This is a genomic window from Streptomyces sp. CA-278952 (assembly GCF_028747205.1).
Lineage (GTDB): Bacteria > Actinomycetota > Actinomycetes > Streptomycetales > Streptomycetaceae > Streptomyces.
The window spans coordinates 6,267,428-6,284,589 of the sequence record NZ_CP112880.1 but is presented as its reverse complement, the minus strand read 5'-3'; the positions used below and the strand labels follow the sequence as shown (position 1 = coordinate 6,284,589).

The window sequence follows — 17,162 nt, the reverse complement described above, 5'->3', positions numbered from 1 at the left end:
GCATCACCGCGCCTGGCGGTGCCGAAATCGCGACAGACGCTGACATTTCACACCCACTTATCCACAGGCGAGTGACACGAAGCGGTAACGGCAACAAGAATGCGGATGTGACGTCCCCGGGTCTTCCGGCGGAGTGTCCGATTTTTCGGGGTGGGCCGCGCGGGTACGCGCGACGGCCCCTGCGCAAAAGGGCCGAGGAGGGCCGGGTGACGACCTATGACGATCGAGCGAGCCTCACGGATCTGACCACCACAGCAGAGCGGGTGCGCAGGTCGGTGGAGGGGGTGATCGAGGGCAAGCCCGAGGTCGTACGGCTATCGCTGACGGTGCTCCTCGCCGAGGGGCATCTCCTCATCGAGGACGTCCCCGGTGTCGGCAAGACCATGCTGGCCAAGGCGCTGGCGCGGTCCATCGACTGTTCGGTGCGACGGATCCAGTTCACACCGGATCTGCTGCCCTCGGACATCACCGGTGTGTCCATCTTCGACCAGCAGCGGCGGGACTTCGAGTTCAAGCCGGGCGCGATCTTCGCCCAGATCGTGATCGGCGACGAGATCAACCGCGCCTCGCCGAAGACGCAGTCGGCGCTGCTGGAGTCGATGGAGGAGCGCCAGGTCACCATCGACGGGCACTCCTACGAGCTGCCCGACCCGTTCATGGTGGTGGCCACCCAGAACCCGGTCGAGATGGAGGGCACCTACCCGCTGCCCGAGGCCCAGCGCGACCGCTTCATGGCCCGGGTCTCCATCGGCTACCCCAGCCCGGAGGCCGAGCTCCAGATGCTCGACGTCCACGGGGGCGTCTCTCCGCTGGACGACCTCCAGCCGGTGGCCCACGCCCACGACATCGTGAAGCTGATCGACGCCGTCCGTACGGTGCATGTCGCCGACGCCGTGCGGCGCTACGCCGTGGAGCTCGTCGGGGCCACCCGGAGCCACCCCGATCTCCGACTCGGCGCCTCCCCGCGCGCGACGCTGCACCTGCTGCGCGCCGCGAAGGCGTCCGCCGCGCTCAGCGGGCGCGACTACGCCCTGCCGGACGACGTGCAGGCGCTGGCCACTCCGGTGCTCGCGCACCGGCTGCTGCCCACCGCCCAGGCCCAGTTGAACCGCCGCACGGCGGAGCAGGTGGTCCTGGAGATCATCCAGCGCATCCCCGTGCCGACCTCGGCCGGTGGGACCGCGCCGCCCGCGCCGGTGGGGCAGGAGCCGGGCCGCCCGCTGTACCACCAGCAGCAGCCCGGGGCACGGCGGCTGTGATGGCGGCCGGCGAGCCCGGCGCCGTGGAGGACGGCGACAGGAAGGGCGGCCTCCGGGCGGCCCTGGGCGGACTGACCACCCGGGGACGCTCGTTCCTGGCCGCCGGTCTCGCCGCCGCCGTCTGCGCGTACGTCCTGGGCCAGGGCGATCTGCTGCGGGTCGGACTGCTGCTGGCCGTGCTGCCCCTGGTCTGCGTGACCGTGCTCTACCGCACCCGCTACCGGGTGACGGGCACCCGGCGGCTCTCACCGTCGCGCGTGCCCGCGGGCGCGGAGGCCCGGGTGCACCTGCGGATGGAGAACGTCTCCCGGCTGCCCACCGGACTGCTGATGCTCCAGGACCGTGTTCCGTACGTCCTCGGCCCGCGCCCCCGCTTCGTCCTGGACCGGGTGGAGGCGGGCGGCCGGCGTGAGGTGTCCTACCGGGTCCGCTCCGACCTGCGCGGACGCTATCCGCTGGGCCCGTTGCAGCTGCGGCTCAGCGACCCGTTCGGGATGTGCGAGCTGACCCGCTCCTTCAGCGCGTACGACACCCTCGTCGTCATCCCGCGCACGGTGCCGCTGCCCGTACTGCGGCTGGCGGGCGAGGCCTCCGGATACGGCGACGGTCGGCAGCGGTCCCTCGCGCTGGCCGGTGAGGACGACATCATTCCGCGCGGCTACCGGCACGGCGACGACCTGCGCCGGGTCCACTGGCGCTCCACCGCCCGCTACGGCGAGCTGATGGTGCGACGTGAGGAGCAACCGCAGCGGGCCAGGTGCACGGTCCTGCTGGACACCCGGGGGATCGGCTACCAGGGCGCCGGGCCCGACTCGGCCTTCGAATGGGCGGTCTCCGGGGCGGCCTCGGCGCTCGTGCACATGCTGGAGCGCGGCTTCGCCGTACGGCTGCTCACGGACGACGGGAACGCGGTGCCCGGCGAGGGGTCGGGCGGTTTCGCGGGCTCGACCCAGGAGTCCGCGGACTCGGCGGGCCTGATGCTCGACACGCTCGCGGTGGTCGGCCATTCCGACGGCGGGGGCCTCTCGCGCGCCCATGACGTGCTGCGCGGCGGCAACGAGGGACTGCTCATCGCCTTCTTCGGCGATCTGGACGAGGAACAGGCCGCGGTCGCGGCCCGGATGCGGCAGCGGGCCGGGGCGGGGGTCGCCTTCGTCCTCGACAGCGCCGCCTGGGCCGGCGACGAGGACGGCGCGGGGCGGGCCGAGGAGCGGCTGCGGCGGCTTCGCGAGTCGGGCTGGACGGCGGTGCCCGTGGAGCCGGGGGCCGAACTGCCCGCGCTGTGGCAGCTGGCGGGCGGGATGCGCACGGATTCGCCGTCGGCCACGAGCGGCGGCGCGACAGGTTTCACGGGGAGGTGGTCATGAGCGGGCGAGCCAGGCTGGCGCTGTGCGCCTACGCGGCGACGCTGCTGGCGGCGGGGGCGCTGATCCCGCTGGTGGAGGGGGTCGGCTGGCTGGTGCAGGCGGCGGTGCTGCTCGGCGTCCAGAGCGGGGTGGGCGCCCTCGCGCGCCGGGTGCCGCTGGCGAGGACACTGACCATCGGCGTCCAGACACTGGTCACCCTGCTGCTGCTGACGCTGGTGTTCGTCCGGGACCACGCCCTGTTCGGGGTGGTGCCGGGGCCGACGGCCCTCATGCGGCTCGGTGAGCTGCTGGTCGCGGGCGGGGAGGATGTCGGCACGTACGCCATCCCGGCCCCGATGACCGACGGCATCAAGCTGATGGTGGTCGGCGGGGTGGTCCTGATCGGTCTTGCCGTGGACGCCCTGGCGGTGACCTTCCGCAGCGCGGCCCCCGCCGGACTGCCCCTCCTCGCCCTGTATTCGGTCGCGGCCGGCCTCTCCGACGGCGGAGCGGGCTGGCTCTGGTTCCTGCTGGCCGCCTCCGGCTATCTGCTGCTCCTGCTGGCGGAGGGCCGGGACCGGCTCTCCCAATGGGGCCGCGTCTTCGGTGGCGCCACGCGGAATGCGGGCGGTCTGGCGGACGGGCTGGCCGGGGTGAGCGGCGGCTCCTCCCCCGTCCGGACCGGGCGGCGGATCGGCGTGTTCGCGCTCGGCATCGCCCTGGTGGCCCCCCTGGCCCTGCCCGCCCTGGACAGCGGCCTGCTGGGCGGCGACGGACCGGGGACCGGCAGGGGCAGCGGCGGCGGCACCATTTCCGCGGTGAATCCGCTGGTCTCGCTGCAGAACAACCTCAACCAGCCGGACAACCGGGAGGTGATGACGTACCGCAGCAACATCGAGGACCCGCAGAGTCTCTACCTCCGGATCCTGGCCCTGGACGAGTTCAACGGCAGCGAGTGGCGTTCCTCCACCCGCCGGCTGACGGACGTTCCCGACCGCCTCCCGCAGCCCACCGGTCTCGGCAGGGACGTCTCCGTCACCGAGGTCCGGACGAACATCTCCGCATCGCGCTCCTACCAGCAGACCTATCTGCCGCTCCCCTACCCGGCCAGCGAGGTCCGTGTCGGCGGCCGCTGGCGGTACGAGCCCGAGGGCCGCACCCTGGTCGGCGACGACGGGCAGACCACGCGCGGCTCGAGCTACGAGGTCGGCAGTCTGGTCGTCGAACCCACGGCGGACCAGCTCGCGGCCGCGGGTCCACCGCCACAGGAGCTGGTCCGCGAGTACACCCAGATCCCCGGCTCCCTGCCGAAGGTGGTCGCCGAGACCGCCGAGCAGGTCACCGAAGGCGCGTCCAACGCCTACGAGCGGGCCGTGAAGCTCCAGGACTGGTTCGCGTCCGACGGCGGCTTCACGTACGACACGACGGTCACCTCGGGGACGGGGTCGTCCGCCATCGCCCGGTTCCTCCGCGACAAGGAGGGCTTCTGCGTCCACTTCTCCTTCTCGATGGCCGCGATGGCGCGGACGCTGGGTATCCCGGCCCGGGTGGCGGTGGGCTTCACTCCGGGGACCGTGAAGGGGGACGGGGCGATGTCGGTCGGGCTGCGCGACGCGCACGCCTGGCCCGAGCTGTATTTCGAGGGGGTCGGCTGGACCCGGTTCGAGCCCACCCCGAGCCGGGGCAGCACGCCCTCGTGGACCCGTCCCGAGGTGCCCACGGACAGCGCGAGCGACGCCGCCGAGCCCTCCGCGGATACCTCCGACGAGCCGTCCGCGGCGCCCTCCGCCGAGGACAGCTGCCCGCCGCAGTTGCGTCAGGAAGGCGGGTGCGGTGCCTCGCAGGAGCCGGGCGCCGCGCTGCCGACCGACCGGGGCACTCCGCTCTGGAAGGTGCTGCTGGTGGTTCACGCGGCGGTCCTGCTCGTGGCGGCGCTGGCGTTGTCGCCGCTGCTGTGGCGGATCCGGACGCGGAACCGCCGGCTGGGCTCCGGGGGCCGCACGCCCGCGGACGCCGCCGCGCGCACGCTGGCTGCCTGGCGGGAGACCACCGACGCGGCCTGGGACCACGGCATCGCGCCGGACGGGTCGCTGACGCCACGGAAGGCGGCGGCCAGGATCGTGCGGCTGGGCCGCCTCGACACCACCGCGGCCGAGGCGGTGCACCGGATCGCGGGCTCGGTGGAGCAGGTGCTGTACGCCGCCGAACCGCGCCCCGCGTCGGGACTGACCGAGGACGTGCTGGCGGTACGGGCGGGTCTGCGGGCATCGGCCGACCGCTCCACCCGGCTGCGGGCAACGCTCCTGCCCCGATCGTCCGTCCGGGTGGTGTGGGCCCTCACCGAGCGCCGGGCTGCGCTCGGTGAGCGATGGGCGGGCCGCCCTGGTGCCGGTCGCTGGACGGCCCGGCTGCGCCGCCTCACACGTCAGCACGGCTGAGGCGGTCGGGGGCGAAGCACGACAGAGCCTCCGGTCCCGCCCCTGGGAGGGGTCGGGACCGGAGGCTCAGCGCTGTCGGGTCGGGGTCGGGCAACAGCGCCACTGCCGACGGCGCGGCCGGACTGCCGACGGCGCGGCCGGGCAAGGAGCACCGTGGGCGACGGCTCACATGGTGCCGTCGGGCGACGGCTGAGGGGCGGCCGCAGGAAATGCGGCCGCCCCTCACCCATCGGTGTCACGTGCCTTCGCCCGGTCCTGCGGAGAAGAGCAGGACCGGGCGTCTACTGGCCCTGTTCGTCGCGGCGGCGCTGCCACCGCTGCTCGATGCGGTTCATCATCGACCGGCGTTGTCTCGGTCGGCGGCCTGCGCCGCTGTCCTCGCTGCCTGCGGCAGCCGGCTGTTGTTCACCGGGCTTGGGCGCCTTGCGCCATCCGGTGACCGCGAGCACGGCGCAGCCGAGCATGACGAGGAACCCCACCACGCTGATCCAGATCTGTTGGGCGACCATTCCGGCCATGAGGAGCGCGATACCCACCAGGAAGCCAGCGACCGCCTGATAGACCCTTTTCCGGGTGTACGTACGCAGTCCGCTTCCCTCGAGCGCTGTCGCGAACTTGGGATCTTCGGCGTACAGCGCTCGCTCCATCTGCTCGAGCATGCGCTGCTCGTGCTCCGAGAGCGGCACGGGATCCTCCTCGTCGTCGGCCGCGGGGGCGACCGGTATGCGGCCCTTCCAGGATAGGCAGGGATTCGCCCCCGTGAAACCCGCCCTCTAGCGCTCAGCCAGTCCGGACCGCTATGTCGGCTCGGCTGTTGAGGCGTAGATTCCCCGACGACCGATCCGCCATGCCGGATGGTGTCACCCGATCATACGGGGCGTACGCCCGGTACGGGGGTCCTGAGTCCCACTCCGTCCGCGCTTGCGTTGCTGATCAGCGGCGCTTCTCCCCCAGAACGTGGAGCTGGGTGGCGACGGAATGGAACGCGGGCTGCTCGGCGACGGCCGCTTCGAGCTTGAGGAGCGCCTCCACGGCGCCGGGCTCGGTGTCCACCAGGACGCCCGGCACGAGGTCGGCGAAGACCCGGATCCCGTGCACCGCGGCGATCTCCAGACCTGCGGAGGAGACCAGGTCGGAGAGCTGCTCGGCGGTGAACCTGCGGGGCACCGGGTCTCCCTCGCCCCAACGGCCCGCCGGGTCGGTGAGCGCCTGCCGGGCCTCCGTGAAGTGTCCGGCGAGCGCGCGGGCCAGGACGGCTCCGCCCAGGCCGGCGGCCAGCAGGCTGAGCGCGCCGGAGGGCCGCAGCGCCTCGACCGCGTTGCGCACGCCCTCGGCGGGCTCGTCGACGTACTCCAGGACGCCGTGGCAGAGCACCGCGTCGAAGCCGTCGCGCTCCACGACGTCGAACAACCCGAGGATGTCGCCCTGGACTCCCCGGACCCGGTCGGCGACCCCGGCCTCGGCCGCGCGGCGCTCCAGCGCGAAGAGCGCGTTGGGGCTGGGGTCGACGACGGTGACCCGGTGGCCCAGCCGGGCCGCGGGCACGGCGAAGTTGCCGGTGCCGCCCCCGGTGTCCAGAACATCCAGGGCGTCCCGGCCGGCCGCCTCGGCCTGACGGTCCAGAGCGTCCTTGAGGACCTCCCAGACCACGGCGGTACGGAGGGAGGCGCGGGGGCGCGGCTGGTCCGACACGGCAGATGACTCCTCGGCAAACGTGCCGCCGGGGACGGCGGAGCGTGAACAGTGCTGGTGGTGAGGTGAGCGGTCACCACCTTATTGCCTCGCCCCGCCGTCCCGGGGCCCGGCGTCGGCCCGGCGCCGTCGTCCGGTGGGCGTCAATCCGGCGCGGGCCCCGGGTCACCCGCCGCCCGGATGCTCCGGGCGTGGTTGCGGAAGCACCGGCTGGAGGACCAGGAGCCGTTCCACCAGGCGCAGGAACATGGCCGCGTCGCGCAGCAGGTCGTCGGCGTCGCGCCGGCCGGCGGCTCCCGGCACGCCGGCCTCCGCACGGGCCCGGCGCAGGGCGCCCGAGGCGAAGAGGGCGCTCCATTCGGTCAGTTCCGGTGCTATCTCCGGGAGGACCTCCCAGGCACTGCGGATGCGTTCACGGCGGCGCTTGTTCGTCTCGGGGCGGCCTCGGGCGGCCAGCACGGCCGCCGCGGTGCGCAGAGCGGCGAGGTGCGCGGTGGCGTACCGCTCGTTCGGTTCGTGGAGCACGGCGGCCTCGTCGAGGCCGGAGCGGGCCTTGGCGAGCAGTTCGAGAGCGGCGGGCGGCGCCGTGCTGCGGCGCGGCACGGGGTGGACGTCGCCTGCCGGACCGGTCAGTGAGGGGGCAGGGCTGCCTGCGCGGCGCCGCGGGGCGGCGGCTGCGGACGAGCTGGCCATGACGAACCTCCTGTCGTCGTGTGACGGCTCCGTGGCCGTCTGTGTCCATGGTGGCGGGCCCCACTGACAATCGACCTCGCCGCACCCCTGACCTGCTGTTTTGCTCCGAGCGCGCGTTCGGACTACCTTTTTGCACTGACTGGTCAGTGCAAAAAAGGGGAGGGTCTATGGAGAGCCCGCACGGCGCGGCTGTCGCCGCCGAGGACTTCGGACTGGAAGGGCCGCGCGGCCGGGTCTTCCGGAACGTGACGTTCAGTGCCGAGCCAGGAACGCTGGTGGCCATCGAGGGACCGTCCGGATCGGGCCGCACCTGCCTGCTGCTCGCCCTGACCGGCCGGATGCGTCCCACCGGGGGCCGCGCCGAGACCGGCGGACTGCGACTGCCCGAGCAGGCCGCCGCCGTCCGCCGGATCGCCGCCCTCGGGCCGGTCCCGGGCGTCAGCGAGCTGGACCCCGCCTTCACCGTCGCCGAGCACCTGGCCGAACGCGCCCTCCTCCAGGGCCGCTACGGCGCCTCCCTGCGCGCCCTGCTGCGCCCGCGCGCCGAACGCCGGGCAGCGGCCCGGGCCCGGGTCGACGGGGCTCTTGAGGCCGCGGGCCTCGACCTCGCCACGCTGCCCAAGGCGGGGCGTACCTCCGTACGGGACTTGGAGCGCCTCGAGGCGCTGCGGCTGTCCGTCGCGCTGGCGCTGATCGGCGAGCCGCGGCTGCTCGCCGTCGACGACACCGACCTCAAGCTCCCGGACGCCGAACGCGACCGGGCCTGGGAGCTGCTGCGCGCCGTGGCCGACGCCGGGACGACCGTGCTCGCCGTGTGCAGCGAGGCCCCCGCGAACACCCAGGTCGTGCGCACCGCGCCCGTGACCGAGGAACCCACCACCGATGAGGAGACGGCCGATGCGTAGCCCGAAGCTGGCCGCGCTCGAGTTGAAGCGGTTCGGGAGGGGGAGGCTGCCGGCCGCCGCGCTGGTGGCCCTGCTGCTCCTGCCCCTGCTCTACGGCGCCCTGTACCTGTACTCCTTCTGGGACCCGTACGGAAAGCTCGACAAGCTGCCCGTCGCCCTGGTCAACGACGACAAGGGGGCCACCAGTGACGGGAAGCGCATCGCGGCCGGGGACGAGATCAGCGGGAAGCTGCTCGACTCCAAGGTGTTCGACTGGCACGAGGTGAGCCCCGCCGAGGCCGAGAAGGGCGTCGAGGAGGGTACGTACTACCTCTCGCTGACGATGCCGTCGGACTTCAGCAAGAAGATCGCCTCCAGCGGCGGGGAGTCCCCCGAGACCGGCGCGCTCCAGGTGCGGACGAACGACGCGAACAACTACATCGTCGGGCAGATCTCCAGGACGGTCTTCGGAGAGGTGCGCAACGCCGCGTCCACGAACGCCTCCCGAGGCTTCCTCGACCGCATCTTCATCAACTTCTCCGATCTGCACGACAAGACCGCCGAGGCGGCCAAGGGTGCCGACGACCTCAAGGGCGGCATCTCGAAGGCGAAGCAGGGTTCCAAGGACCTCGCGGACGGTCTCAAGGACTCCAAGGCGGGCAGCAAGAAGCTCTCCGACGGGATCGTCAAGCTGAACCAGGGCTCGCGGGATCTCGCCACGGGCTCCGCCCAGGTGGCCGGAGGCACCCAGGTCCTGGCCGACAAGGTCAACGGGATCGCCGATGACGTACGCCCTTTCTTCCAGGACAACGGGAAGTCCATCCGCGACACGGCCCGGCTGGTCGCCGACGCCTCCGGGGCCGTACGGCACAACCTCGACCTGCTGGTGAAGAACGCGCCCACCGCTGCCGCCGGCGCCGAGGAGGCGGCCGACGAGCTGACCGAGATCCACCGCACCCGGTGCGAGGAGGCCGAGGAGCCCGACACCGCGGTCTGCCCCCCGCTGGAGCGCGCGAAGGTCGCCGCCGTCGACGTCGCGAGGATCGCCGCCGATGTGAACGCCCTGGTCACCAACCAGAACGGCGACCTGAAGAAGCTGAGCACCCGGCTGACCGCCTTCCAGAAGCAGGCCGACGACCTCGCGAAGCGCGCGCCGACGCTGGACGACGACCTGGCGTCGGCCGTGGCCAAGGTCAATGAGCTGAACACCGGCGCCCAGAAGGTCGCCAAGGGGGCGCAGGCGCTGCACACCGGACTCGGCGGCGCGCAGACCGGCTCCAGCGATCTGGACACCGGCGTCGGCAAGCTGAAGACCGGCGCGGAGAACCTGGACGGCGGGCTCTTCCGGCTCGGCGACGGCTCGACCGAGCTGGCCCGGGGCCTCAACGACGGCGTCGGCAAGATCCCGGACTACGACAAGAAGGACCGCGACGCGCGGACCGACGTCATGGCGGACCCCGTCCAGCTGGCCTCCAAGTCGCTGCATGAGGCACCCAATTACGGCACCGGCTTCGCCCCGTACTTCATCCCGCTGTCCCTGTGGGTCGGCGCGATGGTGGCGTACATGCTGATCCAGCCGCTCAACAAGCGGGCGCTCGCCGCCGGGGCCTCCTCGTGGCGGATCGCGCTCGCCGGCTGGCTCCCGGTCGCCGCCATCGGCACGCTCCAGGTCGGCGCGCTGATGGCCGTCCTGCACTGGGGTCTCGGCCTCCAGATGACCCACGCCGCCGGAACGATCGGTTTCCTGGCCCTGGTGACCTGCTGCTTCGCCGCGATCGTGCAGTGGCTGAACGCCTGCTTCGGGGCGGCCGGGCGGATCCTGGTGCTGGTGGTGCTGATGCTCCAGCTGACCTCGGCCGGGGGCACCTACCCCGTCCAGACCAGCCCCGGCTTCTTCGGCGCGATCCACCCGTACCTCCCCATGACGTACGTCGTCGAGGGGCTGCGCAGGCTGATCACGGGCGGCCCGCTCGGCCCGGTGTGGCTGGGCTGCGCGGTGCTGGGGGCCTTCACCGTCGGCGCGCTGGCCCTCACCGCGTTCACCGCCCGCCGCAAGCAGGTGTGGAGCCTGAGCCGGCTGCACCCGGAGCTGAGCCTGTGAGCGCGCCGGGCTCCGCGCCTGCGGGCGCGGCGGGGCCTGAAAGAATCGCCCTCATGGAAAGCAGTGGCACCACGCGCCGCCAGGCCACCCGGCAGAGGCTCTACGAGGCGGCGGTGACGCTCATCGCCGAGAAGGGGTTCTCGGCGACCACCGTCGACGAGATCGCCGAGCGGGCCGGGGTCGCCAAGGGCACGGTCTATTACAACTTCAAGAGCAAGACCGAGCTGTTCGAGGAGCTGCTCCGGCACGGCGTGGGGCTGCTGACGGCCTCACTGCGGGCCGCCGCCGAGGAGTCCGAGGAGCGCGGGGGCACCCGGGTCGAGGCGCTGGACGCGATGATCCGGGCCGGGCTCGCCTTCATCGACCGCTACCCGGCCTTCACCCAGCTGTACGTGGCCGAGCTCTGGCGCACCAACCGCGCCTGGCAGTCCACGCTGCTGGTGGTACGTCAGGAGGCCGTCGCGGTCGTCGAGGACGTGCTGCGGGAGGCCGTGGACAGCGGTGAGCTGAGCGAGGAGATCGACATCCCGCTGACGGCCGCCGCGCTGGTCGGAATGGTGCTGGTGGCGGCGCTGGACTGGCAGGCGTTCCAGCCGGAGCGCTCGATCGACGAGGTCCACTCGGCGCTGTCCCTGCTGCTGCACGGACGGGTCAGCGGGCACTGAGCCCCGCCGGGCGCTGCGGCTCCGGGTCCGGGTCCGGGTCCGGGTCCGGGTCCGGGTCCGGGTCCGGGTCCGGGTCCGGGTCCGGGTCCGGAAAACGCACCGGGAAAGCCGAAGACGCCGGCCGCTGTGGTTCGCATCCCCCGCGAACCTCACCGGACCGGCGTCTTCCGTGCTTCCGGAAACCCGTTCCCCGTGACCCCGTATCCCCCGTGGTCCCCGGGCCTCCGTCGTGCACCCCCGTTGCGTCGGGGGAACCGCGCCGTTCCGCCGCCCCGTGCCGGCGGTCCTGGCGCAGCGCCCCTTCCGTGGTCATCACTCTGCCGTCCTCGCAGGTGGGGGCCTATCCGCGTAGCTACTCATCTCCGTCCCTGAGTACGCATACTCAGGGCCCTGCGCCGAACCCCGCCCGGGTCCCGCGCGGGGTCGTTACGATCGCCTGCGTGTCGGTCATACCTCTGGTGTTCACAAGCGGCTGGGCGAGCGGAATCAACGCGTACGCGGTGGTCCTGCTGCTCGGCCTGTTCGGCGCGACCGGCGTGTCCGACGAGGTGCCCGCCGCCCTGCAGCGCACCGACGTCCTGATCGTGGCCGGTGTGCTATTCCTCTGCGAGGCGGTGGCGGACAAGATCCCCTACGTGGACTCGGTCTGGGACACCGCGCACACCGTGATCCGGCCGGTGGCCGGGGCGGTCATCGCCGCGCTGCTGGCCGGAGAGAGCGGTTCACTCCCGGAGCTGGCCGCCGGTGCGATCGGCGGGTCCACGGCGCTGATGAGTCATCTGGTGAAGGCCGGCACGCGGATGGCCGTCAACACCTCCCCGGAGCCCTTCAGCAACATCGGGATGAGCATCGCCGAGGACCTCGGGGTCGCCGGAGTCATCACGTTCGCCCTGTTCAACCCGGTGGCGGCCGCCGTGATCGCGGCCGTGCTGCTGGTGCTCGGCATCGTCACCGTGCTCTTCCTCGCCTCGCGGATCCGCCGCTTCCTGCGCCGCCGGGCTCAGGGCCTGTCTGACAGCTCCCGTCGTAGTCCGTAGGACGGCCGCGCGGCGTCAGGGGCGTGCTCTCGGCGTGCCGGCCCCAGACCCTCGTACTGGACGTACTTGGGTCTGGGGCCGGCGCGGCGAGAGTGCGTGCATGGCGTCGTGAGGCAGGCGGGAGTTGTCAGACAGGCCCTGGCGCCGCGAGGAGAGACGGCCGGCCGGGCCCCGGCCTCCCGGCTGAGCTGTCGGCGCCGGTCGATAAAGTCACCGGCATGGCACGAATTGCGGTGATCGGCGCCGGGACGGGCGCGATGGCGGCGGCCGCCCGGCTGGCCGTGGCGGGCGAGACGGTGACGGTCTACGAGCGGTCCGCGAGCTACGGCGGCTCGGTCGGCCGCCATGAGCACGAGGGCTTCGTCTTCGACACCGGCCCGGGGCTGCTGCATCTCCCCGCCGTCCAGCGGGACCTCTTCGTGAAGACCGGCAAGGAGTCGCTGGAGCAGTCCGTGACCCTGACGCAGGTCGATCCGGCGAGCCGCCACCTCTTCGTGGACGGCACCGCCGTGTCCCTGCCCAACGCCTCCCGGGCCGGGGTGGCCACCGCCCTCGACGACGCCCTCGGTGCGGGTGCCGGGGCACGGTGGAGCGACTTCATGGACCGGGCCCGGGACGCCTGGGACCGGTCGCGGCGGCCGCTCCTGGAGGAGCCCCTGCGGGCGGATCACCAGGTGCTGGGGCGCGATCCCTATCCGGCGGTGCTCCAGCGCCGCTTGCTGCGCGGCTCCCGGCGGGCGGCCACGGTCGCGGAGATCGGCGCGTGGGAGCTGGCGGACGCCCGGCTCGCCGCCCTGCTCGACGGGTACGCGCTGTCCCACGGCCTCGACCCGCGCACCGCCCCCGCGAGCGCCGCGCTGCTGCCGTACATGGAGCAGACCTTCGGCAGCTGGTACGTGATGGGCGGGATGCGCGAGCTGGCGCGGGCGGTGTACGAGCGGTGCGTGGCCCGCAGGGTGCGGTTCGTCTTCGGCGCCGAGGTGGTCCGGGTCGTCGAGAAGGACGGCCGGGCGGCGGGTGTGGAGCTGGCGGACGGTGAGGTGGCCGAGGCGGACCGGGTGGTGCTCGGGGTCCGGCCGCGCCCGGGTCTGGTGCCCGGTCAGCGGAGCTGGGGCGCGGGCGATGTGACGGTCCGGCAGGGCTCCGGCGCGGGGGCGGCGGGCCGGTTCACCGTGCTGCTGTCGCTGCGCGGGGCCCGGGAGGCGGACGCGGTGCACCGGACGGTGGTGCATGGCGACGGGGCGGCGGAGCAGGAGGCGGTGTTCGGGGGCCGGGTCGCCGTCCACCCCACGGTGACGGTGCTGCGCCCCGACGATCCGGCGACCCGTCCGGACGCGGAGCACGAGGCGGTGACGCTCACCGCGACGGTGGCTCCGCAGGGGCCGGTCGACTGGCGGGACGCCGGGGTGCGGCAGCGGTTCGCCGATGTCCTGGTGGAGCGGGCGGCGGCGGCCGTCGACGGACTGCGGGAGCGGATCCTGCACACCGAGGTCCGCACGCCTGCGGAGACCGAGGACGGGACGGGGGCCGAGGGCGGTGCGGTGCCGCCGCCCGCGCTGGCCGGGGCCGGCGGAGCGTATCTGCACCCGGGCAACCTCACGCGGCTGCCGGGGCTGTATCTCGCCGGCGGCTGGTCGCACCCGGGCGGCGGGCTGGCGCACGCCGGGATGTCGGGGGCGCTGGTGGCCGGGCTCGTCGTGGAGGGCGACGGCTTCCGCGGCTCACGCTGAGGGCTTCCGCGGCTCACGCTGAGGGGGATGGGCTTGAACGTGTGCCGCTGCCGGGACAGGCCCTTCCCCCGGCAGCGGCGCGGCCCTCAGTAGCGGTACTGCTCGTTCTGGCCGGTGTCGTAGCCGTTGCCGTACGGAGCGGGTGTCGCGGGCTGCTCCGGCGGCATCGGGGGGTGCTGCTCGGTGTCGCGCTGCTGCGGGACCCAGACGCCGCCGGGCGGGGTGTCCGCGACGTGGCCCTGGGCGTAGGGGTCGGGGTAGCTCTGCTGCCCGCCCTGGCTGTCGTAGCCGTCGCCGCCATGGCCGTAGTCGTCGTGACCGCCGTAGGAGGGGGCTCCGTTGGTGGTGCCGATGTACGGGTCGGAGTAGGCGGCGTAGCTCTGGGGGTCGGTGCCGTAGTCGTAGGTCCCGGCGTAGGGGTCCTGGGCCGGGGGCTGTTCGTAGCCGGTGTACGGGTCGTACGCGGCGTACTGCGGCTGGGCCGAGGGGTCGGCCTCGTGGCCGTGGTCCTGGCGGGCGCGGGCGCTGCCGTTCGCGTCGTAGCCCGTGTTCCCGTACACGCCGTACTGGCCGGTGTCGTCGGGCAGGGGCTGCGGTTCGTAGACGGACTGGGCGGGCGGGGGCTGGTCGTACCCGGGTCCTGTGACCTCCAGGTCCGAGACCTCCAGCGTGGGTTCCTTCACGGCGGCTCCCTCGCCGCCGGCCCTGCGCCGACGGCTCTCCCCCGGACTGCCGCCTATGGCCCAGCCGGTGGAGAAGCCGCGCCGGAAGGACAGCGTCACAAAGGTCTGGCCGGTGGCGAAGGCGAGCGTCCCGACGACGATGACCGGGACGGACGCCAGCAGCACCCCGACCACCACGCCGAGGAAGCCGCCGAAGGCGAGGAGCCGCCAGCGCAGTCGTGCCTTGTACTGCAACAGCACCTCGCCGAGCAGCCACAGGGCCACCAGACCGAAAGCGATGTAGAGGACCGTCCAGCCCACGCCCGCCCCCTCCTTCGGCCGTAGCCGCGTCGGCGGCGGGTACGACCGGTCACGACTGCTTGTGCAGTCCGAGTTTTTCGTAGATTTCGAGCGTAGCCGTCGAGTTGTTGAGCGTGATGAAGTGCAGCCCGGGCACACCCTCGGACAGCAGCTTCGCGCAGAACTCCGTTGCGAACTCGATGCCAATGGAGCGTACAGCGGCTGGATCGTCCTTGGCCGCGAGGATGCGCTCTTTCAACGACGCGGGCACGGTCGCGTTGCTGAGCTGGGAGAACTTTTCCAGTTGCTTCACGCTGGTGAGGGGCATGACCTCGGGAATCACCGGCGTTTCGCAACCCGCGGCGACCACACGGTCACGCATCCGGAGATAGTCCTCCGGGCGGAAGAACATCTGGGTGATCGCATAATCCGCGCCCGCCCGGCACTTGTCCACGAAATGGCCGACGTCCGTCTCCCAGTCGGACGACCGGGGGTGCATTTCGGGGAATGCCGCCACGCCGACGCAGAAGTCGCCCGATTCCTTGATGAGACGGACCAGGTCGGCGGCGTACTTCACCCCCTGCGGGTGCTCGACCCACTCGCCCATCGGGTCGCCCGGCGGGTCGCCGCGGACCGCGAGGATGTTCCTGATGCCCGCGTCGGCGTACTGCCCGACCATGTTGCGCAGCTCGGCGACGGAGTGGTTCACCGCAGTGAGGTGGGCGACCGGGGTGAGGGTGGAGTCGGCGGCGATCTGCTGGGTGGCCCGGACCGTCCCGGCGCGGGTGGAACCGCCGGCTCCGTACGTCACGGAGACGAAGCTGGGACGGACCGCCTCGACGCGCCGGAGAGCGTTCCAGAGGTTCCGCTCACCCTTCTCCGTCTTGGGCGCCCAGAACTCGAAGGAGTACGACGTCTTGCCGGTCGCCAGCAGGTCACGCACGGTGAGTGCGTGATCCGTCCTGGTGGATGGTGTGCCAAGGGCCATAAGGGGAGGTTAACCAGGGGGTGGGCGCTCCCCCAACCGGACCAACCGACTTTGTCTCGTTTTGCCGGACTGTTGTCCATCCCTCGGACACGCGCCCGAGATGTTCCGCATCGGCGTGCAAGCCGACAGGTGAGTCGGTACGCGGGCCGACGTGCGGGCCTGCGCGACGGCCGCCCGCCGGTCGGCGCGCGGAGAGTCAGAGCGCCCGGGACCTGACGCGTCGGGCCAGGTCGGCGGTGGCGGCGGGGGGATCGTCGGCCTCGGTGATGGCCCGGACGACGACGACACGGCGGGCTCCGGCGTCCAGCACCTGGTCCAGATTGCCCGCGTCGATCCCGCCGATCGCGAACCAGGGCCGCGACCCGCCGAGGGAGGCGGTGTAGCGCACGAGGTCGAGGCCGGGGGCGTGGCGGCCGGGCTTGGTGGGGGTGGGCCAGCAGGGGCCGGTGCAGAAGTAGTCCACACCGTCCTGGGCGAGCGCCGCGTCGACCTCGGCCTCGGCGTGCGTGGAGCGGCCGATCAGCCGGTCGGCGCCGATGATCGCCCGGGCGGCGGGGACCGGGAGGTCTCCCTGGCCGAGGTGGAGGACGTCGGCGCCGATGGCGTGGGCGACGTCGGCGCGGTCGTTCACCGCGAGGAGCTTGCCGTGCCGGCGGCAGGCGTCGGCGAACACGGCGAGGTGCTCCAGCTCCTCCGCGGCCTCCATGCCCTTGTCCCGGAGCTGGACGATGTCGACGCCGGCGGCGAGCACTGCGTCCAGGAAGGCGGGGAGGTCACCCTGGAGCTTGCGGGCGTCCGTGCACAGGTAGAGCCGGGCATCGGACAGCTGCTCGCGAGGCGTGGACATGGGTGGACTCCCCCGTGGTCGTGACGGTGCACGGGCCGCGCCGGGCGGCCCGTGCACCGTTTTCCGTTTTCCGTCGTATCGGTTCAGACGGCGAGCGCCTGGGCGCGGCGCTTCACCTCCGTACCGCGATTCTCGCTCAGCGCCTGCGCGGGGGTGCCGGGCAGGGTCGGGTCGGGAGTGAAGAGCCACTCCAGCATCTCTTCGTCGGAATAGCCGTCGTCCCTCAGGAGGGTCAGGGTGCCGGAGAGCCCCTTGACCACCTTGTCGCCGTCGATGAAGGCGGCGGGCACCTGGAGCGCCCGGTTCTCACCACGGCGTACGGCGATGAGCTGGCCATCCCTGACCAGCTGCCGTACGCGCGTCACCTGGACATCGAACATTTCCGCGATGTCGGGAAGGTGGAGCCAGGCAGGGACGAGGGCATCGGTCTTTGCGTCAATCTCGGTCACAGGGACAAGCGTGCCATCCCGGACCGACAGCCGGTAGCCGAGCCGACCGTACGGGGGCGGCCCGGCGGGTC

Annotated in this window: 15 protein-coding genes; 8 read left to right on the top strand and 7 right to left on the bottom strand. The window is 72.7% G+C overall.

Features of this window, described 5'->3' with window-relative positions:
- Nucleotides 1-206 precede the first annotated feature (206 nt).
- Genes N7925_RS27795 through N7925_RS27785 form a run of 3 tightly spaced genes read left to right on the top strand, consistent with a single transcriptional unit; the run spans nt 207 to nt 5,043 of the window.
- Nucleotides 207-1,259 (top strand): AAA family ATPase, encoded by a 1,053-nt coding sequence (locus N7925_RS27795; RefSeq protein WP_265602144.1) that lies wholly within the window; start codon nt 207-209, stop codon nt 1,257-1,259.
- Complete coding sequence (locus tag N7925_RS27790) at nt 1,259-2,626, top strand: DUF58 domain-containing protein (protein WP_265602143.1); 1,368 nt, start codon at nt 1,259-1,261, stop codon at nt 2,624-2,626. Before N7925_RS27795 ends, N7925_RS27790 begins: the two co-directional genes overlap by 1 nt.
- Complete coding sequence (locus N7925_RS27785; protein ID WP_274345507.1) at nt 2,623-5,043, top strand: transglutaminase TgpA family protein; 2,421 nt, start codon at nt 2,623-2,625, stop codon at nt 5,041-5,043. The genes N7925_RS27790 and N7925_RS27785 overlap by 4 nt, the downstream gene beginning before the upstream one ends.
- A 281-nt stretch (nt 5,044-5,324) precedes the next feature.
- On the opposite strand, the gene N7925_RS27780 is transcribed toward N7925_RS27785, so the two are convergent.
- The 3 genes from N7925_RS27780 to N7925_RS27770 form a co-directional block, all read right to left on the bottom strand.
- The gene (locus N7925_RS27780) at nt 5,325-5,729 is read right to left on the bottom strand and encodes a DUF3040 domain-containing protein (protein WP_265602141.1); all 405 of its coding nucleotides are present in this window, start codon (nt 5,727-5,729) and stop codon (nt 5,325-5,327) included.
- 247 nt (nt 5,730-5,976) lie between these two features.
- The gene (locus N7925_RS27775) at nt 5,977-6,735 is read right to left on the bottom strand and encodes a methyltransferase (protein ID WP_265602140.1); all 759 of its coding nucleotides are present in this window, start codon (nt 6,733-6,735) and stop codon (nt 5,977-5,979) included.
- A gap of 165 nt (nt 6,736-6,900) precedes the next feature.
- The gene (locus N7925_RS27770; RefSeq protein ID WP_274345506.1) at nt 6,901-7,428 is read right to left on the bottom strand and encodes an SAV_6107 family HEPN domain-containing protein; all 528 of its coding nucleotides are present in this window, start codon (nt 7,426-7,428) and stop codon (nt 6,901-6,903) included.
- A 167-nt stretch (nt 7,429-7,595) separates the two neighbouring features.
- Here N7925_RS27770 and N7925_RS27765 point away from each other — a divergent pair, with 167 nt between their 5' ends.
- The 5 genes from N7925_RS27765 to N7925_RS27745 all read left to right on the top strand — a co-directional run bounded on the left by N7925_RS27765 (nt 7,596) and on the right by N7925_RS27745 (nt 13,845).
- Nucleotides 7,596-8,333 carry an ATP-binding cassette domain-containing protein gene (locus N7925_RS27765; RefSeq protein ID WP_265602138.1) on the top strand — a complete coding sequence of 246 codons (738 nt, stop codon included), beginning with the start codon at nt 7,596-7,598 and terminating at the stop codon, nt 8,331-8,333.
- Nucleotides 8,326-10,413 carry a YhgE/Pip domain-containing protein gene (locus N7925_RS27760; protein ID WP_274345505.1) on the top strand — a complete coding sequence of 696 codons (2,088 nt, stop codon included), beginning with the start codon at nt 8,326-8,328 and terminating at the stop codon, nt 10,411-10,413. The genes N7925_RS27765 and N7925_RS27760 overlap by 8 nt, the downstream gene beginning before the upstream one ends.
- A gap of 53 nt (nt 10,414-10,466) precedes the next feature.
- Nucleotides 10,467-11,078, top strand: coding sequence for a TetR/AcrR family transcriptional regulator (locus N7925_RS27755; RefSeq protein WP_018957465.1), 612 nt, complete (start codon nt 10,467-10,469; stop codon nt 11,076-11,078).
- Nucleotides 11,079-11,518: 440 nt separating this feature from the next.
- Nucleotides 11,519-12,115, top strand: coding sequence for a DUF4126 domain-containing protein (locus tag N7925_RS27750; protein ID WP_274345504.1), 597 nt, complete (start codon nt 11,519-11,521; stop codon nt 12,113-12,115).
- Nucleotides 12,116-12,333: 218 nt separating this feature from the next.
- Nucleotides 12,334-13,845, top strand: coding sequence for a phytoene desaturase family protein (locus tag N7925_RS27745; RefSeq protein WP_274345503.1), 1,512 nt, complete (start codon nt 12,334-12,336; stop codon nt 13,843-13,845).
- A gap of 86 nt (nt 13,846-13,931) precedes the next feature.
- Here N7925_RS27745 and N7925_RS27740 read toward each other — a convergent pair whose 3' ends face one another.
- The 4 genes from N7925_RS27740 to N7925_RS27725 all read right to left on the bottom strand — a co-directional run bounded on the left by N7925_RS27740 (nt 13,932) and on the right by N7925_RS27725 (nt 17,091).
- Complete coding sequence (locus N7925_RS27740) at nt 13,932-14,828, bottom strand: hypothetical protein (protein ID WP_274345502.1); 897 nt, start codon at nt 14,826-14,828, stop codon at nt 13,932-13,934.
- Between the two features lie 49 nt (nt 14,829-14,877).
- Nucleotides 14,878-15,795: a methylenetetrahydrofolate reductase [NAD(P)H] gene (gene metF / locus N7925_RS27735; RefSeq protein ID WP_265602133.1), complete on the bottom strand. Its 918-nt coding sequence runs from the start codon at nt 15,793-15,795 to the stop codon at nt 14,878-14,880.
- Nucleotides 15,796-15,991: 196 nt separating this feature from the next.
- Entirely contained in the window at nt 15,992-16,642 is a 651-nt protein-coding gene (gene thiE / locus N7925_RS27730; RefSeq protein ID WP_274345501.1) for a thiamine phosphate synthase, read from the bottom strand.
- Between the two features lie 83 nt (nt 16,643-16,725).
- Nucleotides 16,726-17,091, bottom strand: coding sequence for an Rv2175c family DNA-binding protein (locus N7925_RS27725; RefSeq protein WP_265602131.1), 366 nt, complete (start codon nt 17,089-17,091; stop codon nt 16,726-16,728).
- Between the last annotated feature and the right edge of the window lie 71 nt (nt 17,092-17,162).